We start from the raw sequence: 20031 nt of genomic DNA, 5'->3' as shown, positions 1-20031 counted from the left end.
GTGATCGAGCCACAAGCTAGCATCGGTTCGGAGCCGTGTCCCGCCATTTTCGGCGGCGGAACACGCGGTCCCCGAACGGATCCCCGTCAGCCTCGATAACGCCGGTGATCGGCGGTGAAATCATCGGCGACGGTGGCTGCCAGCTCCACGTAGGCGCGCTTGGTGGGCTTGCTCAAGCGGTGCAGGTCGATCTCGGCGCCCTCACCCAGGTGCGCGTCGTAAGGGATGATGTGGACCGCGCGGCAGCGGGACAGGAAGTAGTCGCGCAGCTGGTTGATTCCGACATTCGGCGCGCCCGGGCGGGGCAGGTTGATGACCACCACGGCATTGCGGACCAGGTGGTCGTGGCCGTGCAGGGAGAGCCAGTCCAGGGTGGCGGCGGCACTGCGGGCGCCGTCGATGGCCGAGGACGAGATCAGCACCAGCGAGTGCGCCAGGTCGAGCACGCCGGCCATGGCCGAATGCATCAGGCCCGTACCGCAGTCGGTGAGGATGATGTTGTAGAAGCGCTGCAGGATGCGGGCGACCGCGCGGTACTCCTCCTCGCTGAACGCCTCCGACGCGGCGGGATCGCGCTCGCTGGCCAGGACCTCGAGCCGGCTGCTGCCCTGGGAGGTGTGGCGGCGCACATCCGAGTAGCGCTGAATGTGCTCGTCCAGCAAGAGATCCCGGACCGTGGAGCGGGTCTGCAGCGGGACACGCTGGGACAGGGTGCCGAAGTCCGGGTTCGCGTCCACCGCGATCACGCGGTCACCACGAATCGAGGAGAAGATCGACCCCAGGCCCATCGTGGTCGTCGTCTTGCCGACGCCACCCTTCAACGACAGCACCGCGATCCGGTAATCGCCGCGCACGGGCTGCCGAATGCGGGCGACCAACTCCTGCAGCCGCCGCTCCTCCGCCGACATCCCGGGATTGATCGTGCCACCCGACATGTGGTGCACGGCCTTACGCCAACCCGATCCGGCGGCCTTCTTGGCCCGCCGCACCTGCACATCATCCAGCGAAGGCGCGGGCCCGCCAGGACCGTTCGCGCCCCACGCCTGCGCCGGTGCGCCGTAACCCGGCTGCCCGGGCCCACCGGGCCCGTACTGCCCGTTCCCCGGGCCCGCCTGCCCCGGACCGGGCATGAAGTTCGGATTCTGCACCGGCCCACCGGAATAGCCCGCAGCCTGCTCCGAACCCATCCCGTTCCACGGTGCCTGGCCCGCCTCGCCGGGACCATAGCCACCCTGCGGCATCGGCTGCTGGGCCGGGACGAAGTGGGGTGCTGAGGTAGCGGGGCCATCGGGGACGCGCCCCGGGCCCTGCTCCTGCTCGCCGGTTCCGGGCGCACCCGAGGACGTCGGCTGCGGACCGGGTGCGCCCCAGGGCATTTGCCCGGGTGCGCCCTGCTGCCACGGCATGCTTCCGTTGTCCGGAACCAGCGGGCCGTTCGGGTAGGGCGGAGCCGGGTTCGGTGCGCCCCAATGGTTCTGGTTCGGCGCGTCGCCGCCGTAGGCGGGGCCGGGGGCGCCCGGACCCCAGATCGGCTGTCCCGGAGCGCCCTGCCCCTGCGGGGGGACGGCGGTGTGCGGTCCGGTGAGACCGGCGGCGGCCGCCTCGGACATGGGCGCGTTGGCCCAGGGATTCGCGTCCGGGTCGGGGTTCTCCGGTCCCGGCGCTTGCGGCCACGGATTCGGCTGTGGCGGAACGGCTCCCGTTGGGAGGGCGGGGTTGGTCCCCATCGGGGGCACCGGTCCCGGCACGGGGGGAGCCGGGGGTGACCACTGGCCACCGCTGACGGGCGCTTGCTGAACGAGCGGGGCGGGGCCGGAACCCTGCGGACCGGGTGCCTGCGGGATCGGACCCGATCCTTGCGGAATCGCGGTCGGGGCCTGCGGAGTCGGGCCCGGCTGTTGCGGGATCGGACTCGGGGTCGGCTGCGCGGGGGCTTGCGGAACTGAGCTGGGTGCCTGCGCGGTCGGATTCGGCGCGTGCGGCTGCGGGATCTCGAGGGCGCGGTGGCGGCCCGAGGACGTCTCCTGATCGAAATCGTCGATCGGCTCGGCGGCCGCGGCGTTCTCGGATTCGGCGCTGCGCGCGGCGAGTGCCCCGCCGAGGCCGGCCAATTGGGCGTCGAGCAGTCCGTGGGCGGCGGCGGTCGTATTCGGCACCGGGTTGGGTTCGACCGCGGGTTCGGGCGCGCGCGTGGTCGCGTCGGGGGCCGGGGTCTCACCCGTCGCGTGGTGCGGAGCGGGCGGTTCGTTCGAGGGGGCGGGGGCCGAGACGTTCTCGGGAGCATCCGGGATCGGCCAACGGGTGGTGGCCGGTGCGGGGGCGATGGTGTCGGCTCCGGTCGAGTCGAGCTCGGCGGGCGACGGGGGCAGCGGCGGCTGCGAGATCTTGGTCGTCGCGGCGGCCGGATCGGCAGCGGCGGGACCCCCGGACTCGACCTCGCTCGGCGACGGCGGCAGTGTCGGCCGGTTGGTGCGCGGGGCCGGATCGACTGCCGCTGAACCGGACTCACCCGGTGCGTCCGGCAGCGGGACCCGGGTGGTCGGGTCGGCCGGGGCCACCGGGGACGGGGTGCCGGCGAGCGACGCGCCCACCTGCGGCACCGCGGGCGAACCGTGGCGCGGGTGGGGCGACTCCGGAATCGGCGGCGGCGTGAAGCCGGACTTGCTGTGCTGCGGGCGCGAGTGAGCGGACTGCTCGGCCGCGGACGTCGGCGGCGTGATCAACTGCGGCCCGGTCGTCGGCCCGACCGGACCGGAATTCGGACCCGGCCGAGGCGATTCCGGCGCGGCGGGCGGCTGCGAGACCTGATCGCCGACGGGCGGTGCGTCGAAGCGCGGGCCCTGCATCGGCGGCTGGCCCTGAACGGGCATCTGGGGCCGACCCTGCGGCGGCTGACCGTTCTGGCCGCCCGGATGCGCGGGCTGCCCGTTCGTCGGGGCCTGGCCATTGGTCTGCGCGAAGTGCTGCCCGTTCGACTGCGACGGGGCGGGCGGTGCAGATGCGGTCGGTTGGTTGCCGCGGGGCGGGAGATTGAAATGGGTGCCCGGCTCCCGGACCGGCATCTGGGTCGCGGGCGGCTGCGGGGGTGTCCGGTTCGGCTCCGGGGCGCGCTTCGGTTCCGGGGTGCGTGACGCGGTGGGCTTGGGAGTCGGCGCGGCGGGTTCGGGGGCGGCGTTCTTGTTGGACTCGCGATTTCCCCACAGACCGCGGCGGCCACCCTTCTTCTTGGGCGGGATGACCTCGTCCTGGGGCAGGTTCTGGACGGGAGCCTCGTAACCGCCCTCGTTGACGTCACTCTCCGACAGCCAGGGCGGGAGCATGGGGAGGCCGTCGTTCTCGCCGCTCACATCTACCCCCGGGTGCTCGACCGATCTAGCTGGACAGGGCGTAGTTTAGCGATCCCCCGCACGGGTGTGCCCGGCGTGTGGTTTCGAGGATCGTGATGGGCCCATGTCACAGCACCCCGTATTTGGCCGCATCTGGGGAAACCGGTAAGCTAGGCGGCTGGTGACTTACATAGTGGCTGTGGCATGTCTCAGTGCCGCCTCCAGTGAGTATGTCACCGGGTTGGCCGTCATGCACCACGAAGTTCCGGCCGACCTGCCGTAATGAGCTTGAACCAACCAGGTTCAGCCTAACCGGGATCGCGGAGGATATGGCGAAGAAGGAAGGGGCCATCGAGGTCGAGGGCCGGGTTATCGAGCCGTTGCCCAATGCGATGTTCCGGATCGAGCTGGAGAACGGTCACAAGGTTCTGGCCCACATCAGCGGCAAGATGCGTCAGCACTACATCCGCATCCTGCCCGAGGACCGCGTCGTCGTGGAGCTCTCGCCCTACGACTTGACCCGCGGTCGCATCGTCTACCGCTACAAGTGAGCCACCCTCGCGGGTGCGTACAGACTTCCGGGACGTGAGTCCCGGGTTTTCCCCGGTCAAACCGGCCGGGGAAAAACTGTGTTCACGGCCAGTGAACACCAACCCAGATTGGATCTGACGTGAAGGTTCAGCCGTCCGTCAAGCCGATCTGCGAGAAGTGCAAGGTGATTCGCCGTCACGGGCGAGTCATGGTGATCTGCGAGAACCTGCGCCACAAGCAGCGCCAGGGCTGATTCACCGCCAAGCACCGAATCGCGGTTCGGATTGGCAATTGAAGAAGAACTCCCAGTTCCAGTCGCCGTCGGCGAGCCCCCTGCGGGGCGGACGGCGGCCTTCCCCCGGTACGGAGGCCGGGGCCCCACTTACGAGGGGACGGGCTGGGAGCAGACCTCCGCAAAAGTAAGGAATCGCCAAACATGGCACGTCTGATGGGCGTCGACCTCCCGCGCGAAAAGCGCATGGAGATCGCGCTGACCTACATCTTCGGCATCGGCCGTACCCGCGCCAAGGAGATCCTCGAGCAGACCGGCGTCAGCCCGGACCTGCGCTCGAAGGACCTCAGCGACGACGACCTGACCAAGCTCCGTGACTTCATCGAAGGCTCGGACATGAAGGTCGAGGGTGACCTGCGCCGCGAGGTGCAGGCCGACATTCGTCGCAAGATCGAGATCGGCTGCTACCAGGGCATCCGCCACCGCCGTGGCCTGCCCGTGCGTGGCCAGCGGACCAAGACCAACGCCCGCACGCGCAAGGGTCCGAAGAAGACCGTCGCCGGCAAGAAGAAGTAGGGATAGCGCATGCCTCCGAAGAGCCGGGCCGCTGGCCCGAAGAAGACTCAGAAGTCGCGTCGCCGGGATAAGAAGAACATCCCGCACGGCCACGCGCACATCAAGAGCACGTTCAACAACACGATCGTGTCCATCACCGACCCCGAAGGCAACGTCATCTCCTGGGCGTCCTCCGGCCACGTCGGTTTCAAGGGCTCGCGTAAGTCGACTCCGTTCGCCGCGCAGCTCGCCGCCGAGAACGCTGCCCGCAAGGCGCAGGAGAACGGCGTCAAGAAGGTCGACGTTTTCGTGAAGGGCCCGGGTTCGGGTCGCGAGACCGCGATCCGCTCCCTCCAGGCCGCCGGCCTCGAGGTCGGTTCGATCTCCGATGTCACTCCGCAGCCGCACAACGGCTGCCGTCCGCCCAAGCGGCGTCGCGTCTAGCGGGAAAGGAAGTAGAACGAAATGGCCCGTTATACCGGACCCCTCACCCGTAAGTCGCGTCGTCTTCGCGTCGACCTCATCGGAGGCGACCAGGCGTTCGAGCGTCGTCCTTACCCGCCCGGCCAGCACGGCCGCGCGCGGATCAAGGAATCCGAGTACCTCATGCAGCTGCAGGAGAAGCAGAAGGCTCGCTTCTCCTACGGCGTCATGGAGAAGCAGTTCCGCCGCTACTACGAAGAGGCGAACCGCCAGAAGGGCAAGACCGGCGACAACCTGCTGCGTCTGCTCGAGACCCGTCTGGACAACGTCGTGTACCGCGCCGGTCTGGCCCGGACCCGTCGTGCCGCCCGTCAGCTCGTGTCGCACGGCCACTTCCTGGTCAACGGCGTGAAGGTCGACGTGCCGTCGTTCCAGGTCTCGCAGTACGACATCATCGATGTCAAGCCGAAGTCGGCCGCCATGCTGCCGTTCCAGGTGGCGCGCGAGACCATCGGCGACCGTACTGCTCCCGGCTGGCTGCAGGTCGTTCCCGGCCGTCTCCGCATCCTGGTGCACCAGCTCCCCGAGCGTGCGCAGATCGATGTTCCGCTCCAGGAACAGCTGATCGTCGAGTACTACTCGAAGTAATAGGCGCGCAACGCGCCGCTGGTGTGGACCGTGGGGGGCTTTGCCCCCACACCCCCTGAAAAGGGGGACCGGGGGCCTTGCCCCCGGACCCCCATTTTTGGGAAAAGGGTTGGGGCGCAAGCCCCGAGGTTCACGCAAGCTCCCAATCGTGAGCGTCAAATGGTGGGCGCTCGAAGGAGGAAGAAATGCTGATTTCACAGCGACCGACGCTGACCGAAGAGGTCGTGTCCGAGAACCGGTCGCGGTTCACCATCGAACCGCTGGAGCCGGGCTTCGGTTACACCCTCGGCAACTCGCTGCGGCGCACGCTGCTGTCGTCGATTCCTGGTGCGGCTGTCACCAGCATTCGCATCGATGGCGTGCTGCACGAGTTCACCACCGTCCCGGGCGTGAAGGAGGATGTCACCGACATCATCCTGAACCTCAAGGGCCTGGTCGTGTCGTCCGAAGAGGACGAGCCGGTCACCATGTACGTGCGCAAGCAGGGCCCGGGCACCGTCACCGCCGGTGACATCGTCCCCCCGGCGGGCGTGACCGTGCACAACCCGGACATGCACATCGCCACCCTGAACGACAAGGGCAAGCTGGAGATCGAGCTCGTGGTCGAGCGCGGTCGCGGCTATGTCCCGGCCGTGCAGAACAAGGCGTCGGGTGCGGAAATCGGCCGGATTCCGGTTGACTCGATCTACTCGCCGGTTCTCAAGGTGACGTACAAGGTCGAGGCCACCCGTGTCGAGCAGCGCACCGACTTCGACCGGCTCATCCTGGATGTCGAGACCAAGAACTCGATCTCCGCGCGGGATGCGCTGGCGTCGGCGGGCAAGACCCTGGTCGAACTGTTCGGTCTCGCGCGCGAGCTGAACGTCGAGGCCGAGGGCATCGAGATCGGCCCGAGCCCGGCCGAGGCGGACCACATCGCCTCGTTCGGTCTGCCGATCGAGGACCTGGATCTCACCGTGCGGTCGTACAACTGCCTCAAGCGTGAGGGCGTGCACACCGTCGGCGAGTTGGTCGCCCGCACCGAGTCGGACCTGCTGGACATCCGGAACTTCGGCCAGAAGTCCATCGACGAGGTCAAGGTCAAGCTGCACTCGCTCGGCCTGTCCCTCAAGGATTCTCCGGCTTCCTTCGATCCGTCCTCCGTCGTCGGCTACGACGCCGCGAGCGGCACCTGGAGCGACAGCGGTTCGTTCAGCGACACCGACAGCGGCGAGCAGGACTACGCCGAGACCGAACAGCTTTAGGTCATTCGGGGTGTAGCGCCCCGAATCGGCCTTCAACACAGGAGATTCAAACAATGCCCAAGCCCAAGAAGGGTGCCCGCTTCGGCGGGACGGCGTCGCACCAGAAGGCGATCTTCGCCAACCTGGCGACGGCGCTCTTCGAGCACGGTCGCATCACGACCACCGAGGCCAAGGCCAAGGCGCTGCGCCCCTACGCCGAGAAGCTTGTCACCAAGGCGAAGGGCGGCACCCTTGCCGACCGTCGCGAGGTCATGAAGGTGATCCGCTCCAAGGACGTCGTGCACGCCCTGTTCGCGGAGATCGGTCCCTCGTTCGAGGGTCGTGAGGGTGGCTACACCCGCATCATCAAGACCATCCCCCGCAAGGGTGACAACGCGCCGATGGCGATCATCGAGCTGGTCCGCGAGAAGACCGTGACCAACGAGGCCGACCGTGCCCGTCGCGTCGCCGCTTCGCAGAAGGCCACCGAGGCCCCTGCCGAGGCCAAGGTCGAGGATGCCCCCGCCGAGGAGACCGTGGCCGACGCCCCGGCCGCCGAGGCCAAGGACGCGGAGTAATCCAGTCCTTCGGACGAGATGAAGGGGTTTCAGGGGCTTCCCCTGAAACCCCTTCACGTCTGGGCGGGTTGGAAGGTTTTCCCGCCGCCCCAGGACGTCCCAGCGGGTACAGGAGCTTGCCCTGACCTGCGAAGGTCGAGAGCCCATGAGTGAGCCCGCCGTCCCCTCCGGGTCGGCGGGCTTTCTCCATGTTAACCAGGAGATCGCTGTGACCGTGGAGGATCAGACGCCCGAACCGGTTTCGATTCGGGTACGGCTGGACATCAGCTACGACGGCACCGATTTCACCGGCTGGGCGCGCCAGCCCGGCCTGCGCACCGTGCAGGGTGTGCTGGAGGAGGCGCTGAGCAAGGTGCAGCGCGAGCCGATCCAGCTGACCGTGGCCGGGCGCACCGACGCCGGCGTGCACGCGGAAGGGCAGGTCGCGCACTTCGATACGCACACCGAGGTGGACGGGCCCAAGCTGGTGCACCGGCTGGCCCGGTTCCTGCCCAAAGACGTTCGGGTGAAGGATGTCCGGCTCGCGCCGGCGGAGTTCGACGCCCGCTTCTCGGCGATTCGCCGCCACTATGCGTACCGCCTGACCACCGCGCCCTACGGCGCGGAACCGCTGCAGGCTCGCGGTGTCGTGCCCGTCCGTCCCGGTCTCGATGTCGAGGCCATGCGTGAGGCTTCCCGAAACCTGTTGGGCCTGCACGATTTCGCGGCCTTCTGTCGTCGCCGCGAGGGCGCCACCACCATTCGCGAGCTGCAGCGCTTCGACTGGGTGCAGGACGGCGATCTGCTCACCGCCTATGTCAGTGCCGACGCTTTCTGCTGGTCCATGGTGCGCAGCCTGGTCGGCGGCGTGCTCGCGGTCGGCGAGGGCCGCCGCACCCCCGCCTGGATCGCCGGTTTGCTGAACGAACGCGAGCGTTCCAGCTCGGTGACGGTGGCCCCGGCCCACGGCCTGTCCCTCATCGCCGTCGACTATCCGGCCGATGCCGACCTGGCCGCTCGGAATGCCCAGACCCGCGAGGTCCGTACCGTCCCCGGCGGCGAAGGTTGTTGCGGCAGTTGATCTTCTCGGCCCGATGAGTGGCTACGGGGTGCGAAGTTTCGATCGTCGCGACTTCTGTCCCGTCGCCCGTCGTGCCGGTACTGCCCTGGTTGGCGGCGCTATTTCTCGACTTTGCCGACGGTGATCGAAGGTGCCTCGGGGTGCGAAGTTTCCTTTCGTAGCTCGGTGGCTCGTAGCTCGGCGGAGGGTACGTGGCATGGGCACAACGAAGCGCGGCCGTGGCCGCCGTAAGCAGCGAAATGGACGAGCACCGGCGGGCCGGGCGGTCGCCGGGATCGCGCGGATGCGCACAGCGGGGTGGTGCGGTCGACCGACGCCGTCGACGAGCCCGTGCCGTACCTCCTCGGCGTGACCGTTTTGCGCGCGCATTTGCGGCAGTCGGGGTGGATTCGCAGGCGTAATCGCGGACGGACCGCCGTAGTGAAAGTGCAAGTCCGGGATGGGGATTCATTTCGCGGGTTGCGGGGAATCGGTTAATTCGGGCGGGGTGGTGAAAGTTGGATGTTGTTAAGGGAATTGGGGGGTCGGGGTGGGGGCGGGGTGCGAGAATCGGGCGATGAGGGGCGGCGTTGAGCCTGCGGTGGTGGAGGTTCGATCCATGCCGGAGGTTTCTCAGCAAGAGACGTTCGAGGAATGGGAAGCGGTCGTGGCGGCGGCCTACGTTCCATTGGTCGTGACTCCGGTGCGTGCGGGGGAGTTCCGGGCGCGAATAGTGCAGTCGCGGTTCGACGGGATCGATGTCTCGGTGGTGACGGCCAGCGGCCAGCACCTGAGCCGGATACCGCGGCTGATCCACGAGCCCGAGGAACCGATCCTGTTCGCCAGCGTCACCACCCACGGGCACGGCTGGCTGGAACAGGATGGGCGGGTGGGGGAGTTGGCCGACGGCGGCCTCACCCTGCACGTGAGTTCGCGGCCGTTCAGCGCGCATTTCGAGCAGTCCTGGGGTGTGGTGGCGGTGCAGGTGCCCCTGGCCGAGGTGGTCGGAGCCTCGGGGGTGGCGGCGGATCGGCTGCCCACGGCGGTGCGCTTCCCGCCCGAGGGCGCGGCCGGGATCGTGGGCCGCTTCTTCTGCGGGCTGGCGCAATTGCAGTACACCGCACCGGATCAGGCCGCGGAACTGGCCAAGCACGGTACCGGGCTGCTGGCCTCGGTGGTGCAGCTGGCGGCGGGGGATCTGCCGCGTGACGAGCCCGCGCACACGCTGGCCAAACAGCAGGCGCTCGGTTTCATCCAAAGTCATTACGCCGACCCGAATCTCACCATCGATCAGGTGGCCACGGCCTGCGCCGTCTCCCGCCGCACCCTGTACCGGATGTTCGAGCAGGGCGGGGACGGCGTGGCGGCCATGCTGCGGCGCATGCGGGTCGAACGCGCGCTGGCGCTGATCCGCACCGATCCCACGCGCCCGCTGCTGTCGGTGGCGCGCTCGGCGGGCTTCATGTCCGAGCGGCAGTTCTATCGCGCCTTCAAACGCGAGACCGGTATGACCCCTGGCGAATTCCGGACCCATCATGCCTGATCAGGGGGTAGATCTGGGCTGACGTGAATTGGCAGTCATCTGGCACGGGCGGGCAGTCACAGCGCGGTGGGAGATCGGAAATACTGGACTCGCGCCGCCCGGTCGCCGCCTTCGAGCCGCCGGCGACCGGGCAGGCGGCCTCTTCCAAATCCGGGACAGTCGGTCTGTTTTGTCGCATCGGTCGGCTTATTCGCGGTTTGCCGGCGGCCCGGTAATGGAATGATGGCGGTGTGGGTATCGCGTCCACTGCCAGCGCCGAAGTCTCAACGAGCACCGGGGTATCCGCGCGGCAGGCATTCGAGCAGTGGGAGGCGATCGTCGCCGACGCCGTACTGCCATCCATCATCGAACCGCTCGGCAAGGGGCCTTGGCACGGCAGGGTCCGCAGCACCCAGTTCGATCGCTCCAGCCTCACCCTGATGACCTCCAGCGCCCAGCGCGTGGTGCGCACCCGGCGCCAGCTCGACCGGGCCACCGGAGAGTTCCTGCTGGTGAACATTGTTGTCGAGGGCTCGAATTGGACCGAGCAGAGCGGCCGGATCACCGAGGGCGGAGCCGGAACCATCGCCTTCTACGACAGCGCCCTGCCGATCGAGAGCCGCACCACCGAGAACGCGACGTCCACCATCGTGCGCGCGCCGCTGGCCGCGGTGCTCGAGCACGCCGGGCTGGCACGCGAGGAGCTACCCATTGCCAAGGCGATGCCGACCACCGGTGCGATGGGCGTGGTGGCCGACTTCTTCCGGGGTATGGCGGTGCTGCCGGCCGATGAAACCGACCGCGCGGCAAACGTGTTGGAGTCGCAGGTCACCTCCATGCTCTCCTCCGCGGTGCTGCTGGCCAACGGGCACGGCTCACCTGCCCCCGCCGATTCGCTGTTCACCCGCCAGCAGGTGCTCGCGGTGCTGCGCCGGCGCTACACCGATCCGGACCTCACCGTCGACGAGGTGGCGCACGAGTGCCTGGTGTCGCGGCGCACCCTGTACCGGGTGTGCGAGGACATCGGCGGCCCGGCCGCCCTGGTGCGCCGGATGCGTGTCGAGCATGCCCGCAGGCTCTTGCGCGCCGATCCGAACCGGCCGCTCTCGGGGATTGCCGCGGCTTCCGGATTCGCCACCGATCGGCACTTCTACCGGGCATTTCGGCAGGAAACCGGCGTGACGCCCGGTCAATTTCGGTCACAACTGGACGCAGGCACGCGCGGTCGGTAGCTCGGCACTCTATGTCGCTGAAAGCGAACCGCGTTCGGCGAAGGGTGATTGCACAGATCATCCGATCCGTCGAAGGAGCCGAGGTGCCGACGAAGGTGCGAGTCGCAGCCGTCCAAGCCGAGCCGCGATGGCTGGATCTGCGTGCCGGTGTTCAGCAGGCCATTGAGTTGATCGAGGACGCGGCCGCGGGCGGTGCGCAGCTGGTGGCGTTCCCGGAGACCTTCCTGCCGGGATATCCGTGGTGGTTATGGCTGGATTCGGTGAGCTGGGGTCAGGGCTTCTTCGCGCGTTACCGCACGAACTCGATGACGGTGGGCCGCACCGAGTTCCGGCGGATTGCCGACGCCGCGCGCCGGCACCGCATCCATGTGCTGCTCGGCTTCAGCGAACGCTGCGCGAGCGCGCTGTACATGTCGCAGTGCCTCATCGACGATCGAGGGGTACTGCTCGGAGTCCGTCGCAAGCCCGAACTGACACCGCTGGAGCACAAGATCTTCCGTTGCGGTGAGCCCGGCGAGTCGCAGGTCTTCCGTACCGGCATCGGCCGCATCGCGGTGCAGGGCGGCTCCGAGCAGTTGCATCTTCCGGCGCGCCGCGAGCTGGAACGCACCGGGGCGCAGATCCACGTGGTGTCCTGGCCGGGCTTCATCGTGGCGCGGGACGTGGATTGGGGCGTGCGCGTGAACAATGCGGCCACGCTCTGGTACGCGGTGGTCGGGCAGCTCAATGTCGTCGCGGCGTGTTCGGTGATGGATGTGGCGGGCAGTGAGACCCGCCGGGGTTCGGAGCCGGCCAAGCAGCTGGTGCGCGGTCCGGGCGGGCACGCCCGCATCTTCGCGCCGGGCGGTGAGGAGCTGGTGTCGCCGCTGAGCGGACACGAACAGGGTTTGCTGTACGCGGATCTGGAGCTGGACCTCAGCGTCGAGTCCGCCGCCTGAGCGGTACCGGGGTGTACCACTTCGGTGCATTGGCTCCCCATCCCTCGATCTGACACACTCTCCCGAGTATTCGGCCGTACATGGGTCGACCGTTGTCATTGAGGGACGGGGAGTGGACGCGTCAGAAGCGGTCAGTCGGATCGATGTGCGGTCCGGGCCGGAGCAATCGTCGGCAGAGGCATTCGAGCGCTGGGAAGCGCAGGTGACCGCCGCTTACGTGCCATTGGCCGTTTCGCCAAAACCGACCGGTCGTTTTCACGGTTATATCGAACACGCCAGCTACGAAGAACTCGATCTCTCGGTGATCGGATCCACACCGCAACTGATCCAGCGGACCGATTCGCTCATCAACCGCACCGGCGACGAGTTCCTGCTCGCCAGCATTCCCACCCTGGGCACGGCCCGGCTGCATCAGGACGGCCGGGCCGCCGACGTCGGACCCGGCGGAATTGTGTTCTACGACAGCACCCGTCCCTATCACTGGGACGCGCACCAGGAGTTCGAACAAGTCGTCGTCCAGGTCCCGCTGAGTCGATTGCGTGAGCGATACGGCGTGGAGAACCTCGAGATTCCGACCGCCACCCACTTTTCCGCCGATACCGCGCCGGGAATCGTCGCGCAATTCTTCCGCGGCATAGCGGGATTGCAGCGCACCGATCCCTCGGCGGCGGCGCTGCTGGCCGAGCCCGGCATGGATCTGCTGGCCGCCGCCGTGGTCGCCGCGTCCGGGCGCACCCCGCGTGACCAGTCGGCGGACGCGCTGAACCGGCAGCGGGTGCTGACCTACATGCGGGCCAACTGCGCCGATCCGGATCTCGGAGTGGATCGAATCGCGGAAGGCTGCCGGATGTCGCGGCGTACGCTCTACCGGGTGTTCGGCGAGTTCGAGGGCGGGCCCGGAACGGTGTTGCGGCGCATGCGAATCGAACGTGCTTGCGATCTGCTGAGGAATGCGCCACAGTTGCCCCTATCGGCTGTGGCCAAAGCGTCGGGATTCCTGACGGAACGTAGTTTCTACAGAAGCTTCCGTTTGGAAATGGGTACTACGCCCGGAGCATTTCGAGCCTTGGCATGATCAGTCAATAGTTCGGCACTCCTCGCCATTGTTTGACCGGAAACTCTTCGCAACCATCACGTTTCATGAGGGAAAAGCGATGAGGATTACGGTGCGAGTCGCCGCCGTCCAGGCCGAACCCAGCTGGCTGCGGCTGTCCGACGGCGTGGAGCAGGTCGTCGAACTGATCGGAGCAGCCGCGACCCGGGGTGCCCGCCTGATCGCATTCCCGGAGACGTTTCTCCCGGGTTATCCGTGGTGGCGCTGGATCGATACCAATCAGTGGAATGTCGAATACTCGACCCGCTGCCGCGAGAATTCGATGACGCGGGATGGTGCGGAAATGCGAGCGATCACCGAAGCCGCTGCCGCACACGGCATTCACGTCGTTCTCGGATTCGGTGAACGGCAGGATCGGCGAATCTATATGTCGCAGGCCGTGATCGACGATTCCGGTGAGTTGCTGTCGATACGCCGCAAGGCCGGGTTGAACAGCGTCGAACGCAAGATATTCGCCTCGGGAACCCCGAATCTGCCCGCGGTGCACCACACCCCGATCGGCATGTACGGCGCGCTGTCCGGGCAGGAGAACCAGCGCCCGCTGCTGACCCGCGCGCTGCGCGCCGACGAGGAGCAGATCCATGTGGCCGCCTGGCCCGCCAGCCCGCACGGCGATGTGCCCGGCCCCGATTCGAGCAGCACGGTCAGCCGCATGTACGCCCTGGAAGTCGGTGCGTTCGTACTCGCACCCACCGCTGTGGTGGGCAACTCCGCGTGGGGTGGCCTGGCCCGGCCCAGTACCACCGGCGATACCGGTCAGGCCCGTATCTACGCCGCCGACGGCACCGAGTTGGTGACGCCGCTCGCGGAGGGCGTCGAGGGAATCCTCTACGCCGACCTGGAAATCGGCGCCGCGAATGCCGAGAACACCCAGTACGAGGCGGCCCGCCGCCCCGCCCGTGACCGCAAGGAGCGCGTCTCCGCCACCCGCCGCGGCTCGCGCCGCGCCGCCGCCGGCTGGCAGTCCGGCCCCGATCGCTGGGCGCTCCCCATGACCCTGGGTACCCAGCCGGGCGGAATCGCCGCCTGCTGACCCGAAACCGGGCCGCACGCCACGGATGCGAAACTCGCCACGCATCCGATCGGCCCGAATCGGTTCCGAGCGCACGGGTCGGGCGTGCGAGAGGGGATTTCTGAGGGTTCTGAGAGTGGTCCCCCACTCGATGGGGTTTCCGAGAAGCTCTCGGGGGCTGCGCGAGTTGTGCCCGTCCTGATGGGGTTTCCGAGAAGCTCTCGGGGCTGCGCGAGTTGTCCCCGTCCTGATGGGGTTTCCGAGAAGCTCTCGGGGGCTGCGCGAGTTGTCCCCGTCCCGATGGGGTTTCAGGGGCTTGCCCCTGAGAGTTGCGAGAGTTGCTAGCTCCGGACCAGCCGGGCGATGGCGTCGGTGGCTTCCTTGATCTTGGCTTCGGCCTCGGGGCCGCCGGCGACGGCCGCGTCGACCACGCAGTGGCTGATGTGATCCTCGAGCAGGCCCATGGCGACCGCCTGCAGGGCCTTGGTCATGGCCGAGACCTGGGTGAGGATGTCGATGCAGTACTTCTCTTCCTCGACCATGCGCTGCAGACCGCGGGCCTGGCCCTCGATGCGGCGCAGGCGCTTGAGGTAATCGTCCTTGGCGGTGATGTAGCCGTGGGTGGCGTGGTCGTGGCAGGACTGGTCGGTGGCGGTCTCTGCGGTGGCGGTCTTGTCGTTGGTCACCTGCGCTGTCCTCACTCCCGGGCATTGATACCCCCCTAGGGTACATGGTTTGCCCTGCTACCACCACTCATGCGCGCATGCGCGAGAATCGGGGTCATGAGTTCGGATCCACGGGCATCGCTCGCCATCATCGGAGGCAGCGGGTTCTACGACTTCTTCGGTGACGACGCCACCACCGTCGAGGTCGAGACCCCCTACGGCGCGCCCAGCGCCCCCATCACCATCGGCCAGGTGGAGGGCCGCGCGGTGGCGTTCCTGCCGCGGCACGGCCGCAAGCACGAGTTCTCGCCGCACACCGTGCCGTACCGCGCCAACATGTGGGCGCTGCGCTCGCTGGGCGTGCGCCGCATCTTCGGACCCTGCGCCGTCGGCAGCCTGCGCGCCGACTGGGGGCCGGGCACCGTCGCCGTGCCCGACCAGCTGGTGGACCGCACGTCCGGCCGCGCCCAGACCTTCTTCGACACCGGCGGCGTGCACGTCTCCTTCGCCGATCCGTACTGCGACGAACTGCGCTCGGCCGCAATCGCTTCCCTGGGCGACGAGCTGCCCGCGCACGACTACGGCACCATGGTCGTGGTGGAGGGCCCGCGTTTCTCCACCCGCGCCGAGAGCCGCTGGTTCGCCGGCCAGGGCTGGGAACTGGTCAACATGACCGGCCACCCCGAGGCCGTCCTCGCCCGCGAACTCGAAATGTGCTACTCCGCAATCGCTCTCGTCACCGACCTGGACGCGGGCCTGGAGTCCGGCGAGGGCGTCAGCGCCGCCGCCGTCTTCGCCGAGTTCGAACGCAACCTGGTGCCCTTCAAGGCCCTGGTCCGTCGCGCCGTCGCCGCCGTCGAGGGCGACGACACCTGCGACAAGTGCCGCGTCCTGACCGGCACCGGCGTGCAGTTGCCGTTCGAGCTGCCCTGAGCGGCTTCCACCGAGCCGATCGGACCGCCGCCCGAGCGACCGGGGCACCTCGTTGTGCCCCGCGGTGCCTCGTTGCACCTGCTCGCGGCGGCATGTCCGGGCGACGTTGTTTCGCCCGAAATGCCCATCACCCAATAGGTATTCGGGTTACGGGCGGCTCTGGACGTGAGGCATCGCGGCCGGTCGCCTAGGCTGAGTTCATGAATGCGGGCGGCGGTCACCCCCTGCGCGTCCTGTTGACCGGCGCGGCCGGTTACCTGGGCTCTCATGTCCACCGCGCCCTGCTGGCCGCCGGACACGACGTCATCGCCGTGGATGCCCTGCTCGAGGCCGTGCACGGCCCGAATCCGGCAGTGCCCCAGGGTGTTCTCCCTCTCGATATCCGTGACGAGCAGGCCCTCGCGCCGTTGCTGGAGGGTGTGGACGTGGTCTGCCATCTGGCGGCCGCCGTGCCGCTGCCGCACCTGGGTGACCCGCTCGACGCGATGCCGTCCGCGCCCGATTCCGGTGCTCAGCAGGAGCTTCCACGGCGGAGCCACGCGCAGACCGCTGGTGGGCGACGCGCGGCGGCCACGGGCGACGGCGCGGTCGGCGGAGACGGGGAGAACCCCGGGGAGAGCCGATCGGCACCGGTCGGCGGATCGGGCGAGCCGGGTCCGCGCGGTACCGAAGGACCTCCGAGCTCCGATCTCGACGAGGGGGCGGGGACCGTACCGACGAATCGGGAGGACGGTTCCAAATCTGCCCGCGAAGGCCGGGCCGCGAGCGCGGGGCCGGGCGGTCACGGAGCTGGGCCGTGCGTGCGCACCCCGATCGGGATGGATCGCGGGGGACAAGGGCGGCCCGGCGCGGAGGGGTTGCGGTGGGCCGCGCTGTTCGCCACGCACAATGACGTCGGCACGGCCGTGCTGCTGGCCGCCATGGAGCGGGCCGGGGTGCGGCGGCTGGTGCTGGGTTCGACCGTGGCGGTGTACGGGGAGGGCAGGTATCGCGGCATGCGGTCCGGGCCGTTCTATCCGGGGCTGCGGCGGCGCGGTGATCTCGATCGCGGGTTGTTCGACCATCGGGCGCCCCGGTCCGGCGAGGTGCTGACCTGGGAGCCGATGGGGGAGGACGCTCCGCTGCGGCCTCGAAGCGCCTATGCGGCAAGCAAAGTCGCGCAAGAGCATTACGCCCTGGCTTGGGTGGCCAATACCGGCGGACACGCGGCGGTGCTGCGATATCACCACCTGTACGGCGAGCCGGTGGCCGACGGGCGGCGGCCACGCTCGGCGGAATCCGGTGTGGTGGCCAGATTCCTGGCGGAGCTGGCGGCGGGGCGACCACCGCGCGTCTTCGAAGACGGCGGTCAGGTCAGGGATTTCATGCATGTGCGGGACGCGGCGGCCGCGACCGCGGCGGCGGTGACGCGGGTGGTGCCGGGCTTCGTGCCGTTGAACATCGCGTCGGGCCGCCCGCTCACCCTGTGGGAGGTCGCTTCCACCATGGCCAAAGCGGTGGACGGTCCGTCACCGGTGGTGACCGGGCAATGCCGGATCACCGATATCCGCCATGTCGTCGCCAATCCCGAGCGTGCCCGGCACGCGCTGGATTTCAACGCGCGGATCATCCCCGCCAAGGGGCTGGCCGAATACGCGGCGCGCGGCGTCGGTCGGCGCTGAGCGCCGATTAGGCTCGCCGTATGGCGGAATCAGCGCAGGACAGCCCCCTCCGGCTCGAGGTCATCGTCGCCAGTGTGCGCCCCAAGCGGTTCGCGCCCGTGGTGGCGGACTGGTTCCTGCGGCAGGCGCGGGCGGACGAGGATTTCGAGGTCGGGGTCATCGATCTCATCGATACGCCGCTGCCGCTGGACCTGACCGAGAACGATGAGGTGCGGGCCTTCCAGGGGCGGATCGAGGCGGCCGACGCGTTCGTGGCCGTCACCTCCGAGTACAACCACGGCTATCCGGCCGCGCTGAAGACCGCCTTCGACAGCGCCAAGCGCGAATGGCGCGGCAAGCCCATCGGATTCGTCAGCTACGGGGGGCTGTCCGGCGGTCTGCGGGCGGTCGAGCAGCTGCGTCAGGTGGTGGCCGAGATCCATATGGTGTCGATTCGCGAGACGGTCAGCTTCCACGAGGCGAAGCGCCGGTTCGACGCCGACGGCGAGACCCACGACGGCGCGGCCATCGACGCCTCGGCCCGCATGCTGCGCCAACTGGCCTGGTGGGCAACGGCTTTGCGGACAGCGCGCACGGCCGACCCGTATCCGGGGAGCTAGGGCGTAGCTCCGCATTCGCTCCGGCCGTGCGCACGATTCGGACGGCTACGCCGACGGAGCTGTCAAGGCGCGACAGCGTGTGCCGCGCGCGGCTGCCCGATGTAGGTGGACTCGCGCGGGATGGACACCAGGGTGAGCGCGACCTGGGAGGCGCCGGTGCGCAAGGTGATCCGGTTGCCGGCGGCGCCGGGTTGATGAATCGACAGGTCCGGTTTGGTGCCGGGCCAGCCGAGCGGGTCGCCGGTGAGGTAGAGGGTGGTGACGCCCGCGTGGGGTGCGGGGGCCAGCACGCCGTCCACGAGCGTGGCGGTGAAATCGGCGTCGGACTGGTGGGTTTCGACCGCGACGGTGAGGCGCTCCGGGTTGCCGATGGTGGTGACCAGCTGCTGCCAGGCCTGCGGGCGGTCGGTGCGGATGAGGATGCGTTCGCCGACGGCCAAGGCGCGGAAGATCAGCTGCTGGGCGAGATAGAGTTCGCCCGCTATGTAGACGCTCGAAATACCCTGGCCGACAAGGCGGATGGCCACCCCGTTGCCGTCGTCGTCGGAGCCGATCAGCTGGCCGCAGCCCGCGGACGGCAATTGCAGGGCGTCGATGTCGGCGATCGCGCGGACCTCGGTGGGCACGGTGTCGTCCAGCCCGGGCACCGCGAACGGCAGATGCGCGAGCAGGCCCTCGCGGTGGCGGCCGTTCATGGAGATCATGTGCTGCTGCACCGGCTCCTCGGGCAGCTCGCGCGCCGTGAGCCGCCAGGCCGCGCCGAGCCGCACGGTGTCGGCGCTGCGGCCGGGCCGCAGCCGCACCGCCACCGTGGTGCCGCGCGAGGCGGGCACCCAGAGCTGGGCCAGCAGGTCCGAGGCCAGCTGCTGCGGATCGACGGCCGCGCCGATGTTGACGCTGTTGCCGAGTTCGGCGTAGCGCCAGTGCTGGCTCAGCTCACCGGGATCCACGCCCGCGGTGATCTGCAGCGCGGCCTGCCGGATCTCGGGGGCGGTGAGCAGCCGGGCCGAGCAGTCGCCGTCCTCGAGGGTGCGCACGATGCGCTGGGTGGCGATGGTGACCGCCCGGCACGCGCCGGTGAGTCCGCCGCCGCGCCGGGCCGCGGCCTCGGGGCAGGTGAGCGGGTCGAAGGCGATGGCCAGCCACACCGTGCGGTGCGCGGTGGCGGGCAGCGGACCGAGCAGGGATTCGTAGATGGCGCCCGCGGGCGTGCCCGAGCGGCTGCGGTAGCCGTGCGACACGATGTCGATGCCGGACAGCAGAATGTCGTGCTGGCTCAGGCTTTTCGCGAGTTCCGGCAGCGGCAGCAGGTGGGTGGACGCCACGGTGGAGCGCCCGAGCCGGGTCAGTCCGCCCTTGGGGGCGAGTACCTCGACGACGGCGACCACGCGGCTGCCGTCCCGGTAGAGCCCGAGCGAGCGGCCGTCGGGGGCGTGGAAGTCGATGATGTCGGCGGGCGGGTGGCCGCGGCGGGAGCGGAAGCGGCCGCGGGTGGCGATCCAGTCGGAAACTGTGCGTTTGCCCAGCGGTATGAGAAGAAGCAGACCGACCACTATGCCGAGGGCGAGCGCACCCCACCACGCGAGCCCGCACACCAGGGCGAGAACCAGAATGACCAGTCCGGCAACTTGGGCCCACACCAGGTTCGCGAAGGAGATCCGGCCGAGCAACGGCCGCCCCGCCGACTCCCCGGAATCGATCGTCATCGTCGGTCCCCGACTCCCCGATTTCGGCCCCGCGCGGCGGCCGAGTGCGAATGAAGGTCCTGGTAACTGTACTGTGTTCGGCGAACGCAACGAC

General features: G+C 68.8%; 19 protein-coding genes. 16 read left to right on the top strand and 3 right to left on the bottom strand.

Annotated elements, in window-relative coordinates:
• Positions 1–86 precede the first annotated feature (86 nt).
• Positions 87–1610, bottom strand: a complete 1524-nt coding sequence (locus GPX89_RS16950; RefSeq protein ID WP_407939420.1) for a MinD/ParA family ATP-binding protein — start codon at positions 1608–1610, stop codon at positions 87–89.
• A gap of 2045 nt (positions 1611–3655) precedes the next feature.
• On the opposite strand from GPX89_RS16950, the gene infA reads away from it, so the two are divergent.
• The 13 genes from infA to GPX89_RS16885 all read left to right on the top strand — a co-directional run bounded on the left by infA (position 3656) and on the right by GPX89_RS16885 (position 14394).
• On the top strand, positions 3656–3877 hold the full coding sequence (gene infA, locus GPX89_RS16945) for a translation initiation factor IF-1 (protein WP_040804562.1): 222 nt from the start codon (positions 3656–3658) through the stop codon (positions 3875–3877).
• 119 nt (positions 3878–3996) lie between these two features.
• Positions 3997–4110, top strand: coding sequence for a 50S ribosomal protein L36 (rpmJ, locus tag GPX89_RS16940; RefSeq protein ID WP_033085975.1), 114 nt, complete (start codon positions 3997–3999; stop codon positions 4108–4110).
• A gap of 183 nt (positions 4111–4293) precedes the next feature.
• Positions 4294–4665 carry a 30S ribosomal protein S13 gene (gene rpsM / locus GPX89_RS16935; protein WP_157388521.1) on the top strand — a complete coding sequence of 124 codons (372 nt, stop codon included), beginning with the start codon at positions 4294–4296 and terminating at the stop codon, positions 4663–4665.
• Between the two features lie 9 nt (positions 4666–4674).
• A complete protein-coding gene (gene rpsK, locus GPX89_RS16930) occupies positions 4675–5088 on the top strand; it encodes a 30S ribosomal protein S11 (protein WP_019045110.1) in 414 nt (137 codons plus the stop codon).
• 21 nt (positions 5089–5109) lie between these two features.
• Positions 5110–5715, top strand: a complete 606-nt coding sequence (rpsD, locus tag GPX89_RS16925; RefSeq protein ID WP_157388520.1) for a 30S ribosomal protein S4 — start codon at positions 5110–5112, stop codon at positions 5713–5715.
• A gap of 185 nt (positions 5716–5900) precedes the next feature.
• On the top strand, positions 5901–6959 hold the full coding sequence (locus tag GPX89_RS16920) for a DNA-directed RNA polymerase subunit alpha (protein WP_029923719.1): 1059 nt from the start codon (positions 5901–5903) through the stop codon (positions 6957–6959).
• A gap of 53 nt (positions 6960–7012) precedes the next feature.
• Positions 7013–7516 (top strand): 50S ribosomal protein L17, encoded by a 504-nt coding sequence (gene rplQ / locus GPX89_RS16915; protein ID WP_157388519.1) that lies wholly within the window; start codon positions 7013–7015, stop codon positions 7514–7516.
• 145 nt (positions 7517–7661) lie between these two features.
• The gene (gene truA / locus GPX89_RS16910; RefSeq protein ID WP_157388518.1) at positions 7662–8576 is read left to right on the top strand and encodes a tRNA pseudouridine(38-40) synthase TruA; all 915 of its coding nucleotides are present in this window, start codon (positions 7662–7664) and stop codon (positions 8574–8576) included.
• A gap of 598 nt (positions 8577–9174) precedes the next feature.
• Positions 9175–10098, top strand: a complete 924-nt coding sequence (locus tag GPX89_RS16905; RefSeq protein WP_198347477.1) for a helix-turn-helix domain-containing protein — start codon at positions 9175–9177, stop codon at positions 10096–10098.
• A gap of 230 nt (positions 10099–10328) precedes the next feature.
• The gene (locus GPX89_RS45905) at positions 10329–11309 is read left to right on the top strand and encodes an AraC family transcriptional regulator (RefSeq protein WP_157388516.1); all 981 of its coding nucleotides are present in this window, start codon (positions 10329–10331) and stop codon (positions 11307–11309) included.
• Positions 11310–11392: 83 nt separating this feature from the next.
• Positions 11393–12247, top strand: coding sequence for a nitrilase-related carbon-nitrogen hydrolase (locus tag GPX89_RS16895; RefSeq protein WP_157388515.1), 855 nt, complete (start codon positions 11393–11395; stop codon positions 12245–12247).
• Between the two features lie 202 nt (positions 12248–12449).
• Positions 12450–13322, top strand: a complete 873-nt coding sequence (locus GPX89_RS16890) for an AraC-like ligand-binding domain-containing protein (RefSeq protein ID WP_157388514.1) — start codon at positions 12450–12452, stop codon at positions 13320–13322.
• 79 nt (positions 13323–13401) lie between these two features.
• A complete protein-coding gene (locus tag GPX89_RS16885) occupies positions 13402–14394 on the top strand; it encodes a nitrilase-related carbon-nitrogen hydrolase (RefSeq protein ID WP_157388513.1) in 993 nt (330 codons plus the stop codon).
• A 320-nt stretch (positions 14395–14714) separates the two neighbouring features.
• On the opposite strand, the gene GPX89_RS16880 is transcribed toward GPX89_RS16885, so the two are convergent.
• Positions 14715–15059, bottom strand: a complete 345-nt coding sequence (locus GPX89_RS16880) for a metal-sensitive transcriptional regulator (RefSeq protein ID WP_328601925.1) — start codon at positions 15057–15059, stop codon at positions 14715–14717.
• Between the two features lie 96 nt (positions 15060–15155).
• Here GPX89_RS16880 and GPX89_RS16875 point away from each other — a divergent pair, with 96 nt between their 5' ends.
• The 3 genes from GPX89_RS16875 (at position 15156) to GPX89_RS16860 (ending at position 18231) form a co-directional block, all read left to right on the top strand.
• Positions 15156–15971: an S-methyl-5'-thioadenosine phosphorylase gene (locus GPX89_RS16875; protein ID WP_157388512.1), complete on the top strand. Its 816-nt coding sequence runs from the start codon at positions 15156–15158 to the stop codon at positions 15969–15971.
• 200 nt (positions 15972–16171) lie between these two features.
• On the top strand, positions 16172–17632 hold the full coding sequence (locus tag GPX89_RS16865) for an NAD-dependent epimerase/dehydratase family protein (RefSeq protein WP_407939402.1): 1461 nt from the start codon (positions 16172–16174) through the stop codon (positions 17630–17632).
• Positions 17633–17652: 20 nt separating this feature from the next.
• The gene (locus GPX89_RS16860; protein ID WP_157388511.1) at positions 17653–18231 is read left to right on the top strand and encodes an NADPH-dependent FMN reductase; all 579 of its coding nucleotides are present in this window, start codon (positions 17653–17655) and stop codon (positions 18229–18231) included.
• A 62-nt stretch (positions 18232–18293) separates the two neighbouring features.
• On the opposite strand, the gene eccE is transcribed toward GPX89_RS16860, so the two are convergent.
• Positions 18294–19937 carry a type VII secretion protein EccE gene (gene eccE, locus GPX89_RS16855; RefSeq protein WP_157388510.1) on the bottom strand — a complete coding sequence of 548 codons (1644 nt, stop codon included), beginning with the start codon at positions 19935–19937 and terminating at the stop codon, positions 18294–18296.
• Positions 19938–20031 lie beyond the last annotated feature (94 nt).

It is taken from the genome of Nocardia terrae (assembly GCF_009760405.1).
In the GTDB taxonomy this organism is placed as follows: Bacteria; Actinomycetota; Actinomycetes; order Mycobacteriales; family Mycobacteriaceae; genus Nocardia; species Nocardia terrae.
This window is presented reverse-complemented; position numbering and strand designations above follow the sequence as displayed.